Raw genomic sequence first — 4,733 nt, 5'->3', positions numbered from 1 at the left:
TGGTTCGAGATATACGAAACGCCAACATTGATTAGACCGTACAGCGTTACGCTGCTTTGTGCGTGCGCCCCTGTCGCCCAGATACCTGCCATGACTGTAATCAGGGCAGCTCTCGTTCCTTTCATTGTAATTACCACTCCTCGCAAGTTACAGATGAACACTGCAATCCACTTCGATCGACACGATTGGCTCGGTCTGGCGAATGCGGCATTTCGTCTCATTTGGTCTTACGCGGCATATGGTCGCACTGGTGCGCGGTCTTGTGGCTTCGTTTATTGAAATAAAGGGTTTCAGTTTGCGCTGTCGAGTAGCGCGACGTGTGTGCTATCAGCTTCGGCTTCGACCGATGAGCGTGAGCGCCTATGAGGCAGTGACAAATTTCATGGCGGTGACGCCTTCTGCAGATCGACATTCAGCGCTACTCGATGATTCGGGGCGGCGGTGACATTGCGTGCGGCTAGCGCCCTGTGCCCGAAGGCTGTTTCGGCGAGACTATTCATGTAAACATTTCGTGAACATCAAATCGCCAGCAGGAAATGAGAACCATCTGTTTGTACGTCGCTACAGCGATCGCTGAAATTGTCGGTTGTTACCTTCCCTATTTGTGGCTCAAGGAGGGCAAGAGCGTTGCGCTCTTGATTCCGGCCGCGCTGTCGCTTGCGATCTTTGCTTGGCTGCTGACGATGCACCCCGCTGCTGCAGGCCGCGTTTATGCCGCGTATGGCGGTGTCTACATCTCTGTCGCGCTGATCTGGCTCTGGCTTGTCGAGGGCATACAGCCCACAGTCTGGGACTGCTCTGGGGTGGCCTTTTCGCTTGTTGGAATGGCAATCATCGCGTTTCAACCACGGTGATTCGGAAGAGCTGCGGTGCAGAAGATTCCCCCGACCCGTCCGCGCTTTCACGCAACGCAGTCGTCGTTACTCATGCACGCTGCGATGTGATGCGTGAGCTAGCGTAGGGAGACCAACACGGGACTTTACAGAGCAGCATCTAGCTCAGGATGGTTGGCGTGTCACATGAGCGCCAGTTGCCCCTTCATCCACCGATAGAACTGCAAAATCGCCGCTTCGCGTGGATGCCCCTCGCGCCACGTAAAAAAATACTCCAGCGAAGCGGGGATGCTCACCTGTCCTAACTGAATCAGCTCGCCGCTCTTGAGATAGTCGCGCGCGAGTTGAAGCCGTGTAGTCGACACCCCTTGGCCACTGAGCGTCGCCTGAAGCATAAGTCCGGCATCGTCAAATATCGGCCCACGCTGCGGCTCGTTTGCGTCCACGCCGGCAGCTTCAAAAAAATCACGCCAGGAGCGGTGCGTGAAACGAATCAAAGGCATGTTTGGCAAATCGTCGATACTGAAATCGGGATAGCGCGCGAGCAATGCCGGACTGCATACGGCAATCACTTGATCATCAAGGAGCTTGCGAGCCTGGAATCCGGGCTCGTCCACGCGGCGGTGCCAAATGCCGATGTCGAATGAGTACGGATCAGGCGGCGCGACATCCGCGTGCATATGGAGCGACAGGTCGATGAGTGGATGCAGATCGTAAAAGTTGCCGAGCCGCGGAATCAGCCATACCGACAAGAGATCCGACATCGCGCTCAGCTGCAGGCGCGCGACGCCATTCGCGCCGCGACGTGCGGTGTCAAGGGCGTCGCGCAGGTCGTCGAGGCTGTGCCGGACGCGCTCGGCAAGCTGTGCCCCTACCGCAGTGGGGATCATGCGCGCACCCGCTCGATGGAAAAGCTCGACTCCGAGCTGAAGCTCCAGCGCTCGCAAATGATGACTCACTGCACTGTGCGTCAGATGCAGTTCTTCTGCGGCACGGCTGAAGCTGCGTCGCCGAGCGGCGGCTTCAAGCGCACGCAGCGCTTGCAGTGGGGGAAAGCTGGTAGCCATGACGTCAAATTTTACTCACATTGCCCGTTCGTATCTCTCGCTGGCATGCGCTGCCGGAATTGCCAATAATCTAAGCTCCCAAATACGCCTCGATTCCCATGACTTTGAATCATTTTCGTGCGGTGGCCGTCTTCTCCCTTGGCTACTTCGTATCCTTTCTGTTTCGCGGCGTCAACCTCGGATTCACGCCCGTTTTGAGTCAAGAATTCGGCCTGTCAGCCGCCAGCTTGGGCGCGTTGACGAGTTTGTACTTCCTCGGGTTCTCGGCGGCGCAAATCCCGGCCGGCTTGTTGCTTGACCGCTTCGGGCCGCGGCGCGTCGTCGCTGGTCTATTGCTCATTGCCTCGGCCGGTGCGTTGATGTTCGGGATCGCAGGGGGCTTGGGATTCATGTTGGCCGGCCGCTTCCTGATCGGGGTCGGCGTATCGGCATGCCTGGGCGGTGCATTCAAGGCGACCGTCCAGCATTTCTCCGCTGATCGGCTCACATTTGTCAACGGAATCGTGATGGCAATCGGCGGCATTGGCGGCATCGCTGTGGGTGCGCCCCTCTCGTGGCTCTTGTCTTTGACCGACTGGCGCACTATCAGCATCGGCCTTGCAGTGATGACGGCTGCGAGCGCGGGCGCAGTCTTCCTCTTCGCGCCTGCCGAACCCGATATACGAGTGCGCGGAGGGTTGGGTGAGCAACTCGCGGGTACCGGCCTCGTGCTGCGCAGTCCATTGTTCTGGAAAGTCGCCACATTTTCGGGACTCACGCAGAGCGTTTTTTACGCAATGCAGTCACTGTGGGTTGGTGCGTTTTTGCGCGACGTGACCTACGCAGGCCAAAGCGCGAACGTCGTTGTTGCGCGAGCGGCCTCGCTTGTCTCTGTGCTTGGCGCGGCATTCATCGCTGGCAACGTTTGCTTTGGCGCGCTGGCGCGAGTGGCGGAGCGCAACGGCATGTCGGTGTATCTGTTTTCCGGGATCACCATGTCACTCTTCGTGATTGTGCAACTCGTGATCGCAACCGGCATACCGGCGCCCGAACCGGTACTGTGGGCAGCGTATGGTGCGCTGGGAGGCACGGGCATCCTGACGTATTCAGTGCTTGCGAAGCAGTTCCCGCCTCACATGATCGGTCGCATCAACACTTCGTTCACGCTTGTGATGTTTCTCGGCATCTTTGTGCTGCAAACGACGATCGGCGTTGTGCTTGGCCATTGGCCGACAAACGAAGGCCATTATCCGGTGGCCGCGCACCGCTGCGTTTGGATTGCGTTGATAGCGTTGCAGGCAGCGGCAGCGGTGTACTACTTCGTGCCAGGCCGTAGCGCGCGTTCCGCAACGGGCGTGCGTGCCAACGAAACTGCGGTCGAGTGACACGCAACGAACGCTTGTAACTGGAAGCCGACCAGCCAGGGTGTGTCGACTCCATTACGCCATCTGCGCGAGTATTTCCGCTAACGATACAGGGCTCATTCTGGCGATCTGGACCGCGCTCCACCGAACCCTGACGCAAGCAGGCCATCACCGCTCGGCGCAATGGCCACTTGCACCTCGGTTTGCGCATCTTGAGTGGGCAAGAGGATCTGAAATGCAGCGCCGCGTGGCACGTTTGCCGTCGCCCATACTCGTCCTCCATGGGCTTCGATGATCGACCTGCAAATTGAAAGGCCAATGCCCATACCACTCGCCTTTGTCGTGTAAAACGCGTTGAAAACCTGCTCTGGGTTGCCCTCACCCAGTCCCGGCCCAGAATCGCGGATGTCGAGGAGCACGTAGCCCGGTTCATTCTTCTTCGTGTTGATCCATAGCTCTCGTTTTCCGTCGGCGACTCCGCTCATCGCCTCGATTGCATTGCCGACCAGGTTTAGAATCACTTGCTGCAGTTGGACACGGTCTCCCTTAATGCTGGGTAAGTCTGGTGCGAGCGCTGTATGCGCGCAGACATTGTGTTTGACAAGCTCACCTTGAGTCAGGCTCACAACTTCAAGGATCGCTCCATTGACATCGAGCGTTTCTTTACCTAGCGGAGCTTTTCTGGCAAGCGCGCGAATGCGGTGGATCACATCGCCGGCTCGCCCGCCGTCCTTGACGACGCGCTCAATCGCCTCCCGAGCTTGATCGAGTTCGGGCGGCTGCGCGTTGAGCCAGCGCACTGCGGCGCTCGCATTGGTGACTGCCGCTGCGATCGGCTGGTTGACTTCATGGGCGATCGATGCGGTCAATTGCCCCATCATCGTCACGCGATTGGCGTGCGACAGCTCCGTCATCGCCTCCCGGTATCGCCGCTCACTTTCGTGCAACGCTGCTTCGGCTCGCCTTCGCTCCGTCAAGTCGAGAACAAAGGCGACGCCCTGCGCCCGCTTGCCCATCAACGCCGCGCCGCCGACGAGTACCGGAACGCGTTTGCCGTCCTTTCGAAAGAACTCGGTTTCGTAGGCCTGACAGGTGCCAAAGGCCTTGAGCTCGGCCATCCGCTCAGTGTTGACTGTGCGCCATTCCGCGGGTGTCATGTCCGTCCAGCGCAGCCGACCCGAAATCAAATCCTCGCGGCTGTATTTCACCATGTCCAAAAAGGCATCGTTGGCGTCGAAGAAGCGGTTGTCGACATCGAATGTCACGATGCCGATGATCTTCGAGTCGATAAGCTGTCGCATGTTGGACTCACGCTCGTGCAAATCGCTCTGCAACTGAATGTTCTCTTGGGTTGTCTGTTCGCGCTCCTCCGCTTCCCGGCGTGCGAGCATCAACGCCGCCCCTGCTAACGCGCTAATCATCGCCACGCCGGCAACGATGGCAAGAGTTTTTTCGCGGTCCAGCTCGTCCACGCGATTACTGCGATTGAC

Annotated in this window: 4 protein-coding genes; 2 read left to right on the top strand and 2 right to left on the bottom strand. The window is 58.5% G+C overall.

The genetic code is table 11. The features are described from left to right. The first annotated feature begins 536 nt into the window (after positions 1 to 536). Positions 537 to 854, top strand: a complete 318-nt coding sequence (locus tag VL598_RS05175; protein ID WP_325325622.1) for a YnfA family protein — start codon at positions 537 to 539, stop codon at positions 852 to 854. A gap of 161 nt (positions 855 to 1,015) precedes the next feature. On the opposite strand, the gene VL598_RS05170 is transcribed toward VL598_RS05175, so the two are convergent. After that, the gene (locus VL598_RS05170) at positions 1,016 to 1,900 is read right to left on the bottom strand and encodes a LysR substrate-binding domain-containing protein (RefSeq protein WP_325325621.1); all 885 of its coding nucleotides are present in this window, start codon (positions 1,898 to 1,900) and stop codon (positions 1,016 to 1,018) included. A gap of 98 nt (positions 1,901 to 1,998) precedes the next feature. Between VL598_RS05170 and VL598_RS05165 the strand changes: the two genes are divergently transcribed. Then, the gene (locus VL598_RS05165) at positions 1,999 to 3,264 is read left to right on the top strand and encodes an MFS transporter (RefSeq protein ID WP_325325620.1); all 1,266 of its coding nucleotides are present in this window, start codon (positions 1,999 to 2,001) and stop codon (positions 3,262 to 3,264) included. A gap of 95 nt (positions 3,265 to 3,359) precedes the next feature. Here the strand turns inward: VL598_RS05165 and VL598_RS05160 are convergent. Continuing rightward, a partial coding sequence (locus tag VL598_RS05160) for a sensor histidine kinase (protein WP_325325619.1) occupies positions 3,360 to 4,733 on the bottom strand: 1,374 nt, incomplete at its 5' end.

The organism is Trinickia sp., from assembly GCF_035492435.1.
Taxonomy (GTDB): domain Bacteria; phylum Pseudomonadota; class Gammaproteobacteria; order Burkholderiales; family Burkholderiaceae; genus Trinickia.
This window is presented reverse-complemented; position numbering and strand designations above follow the sequence as displayed.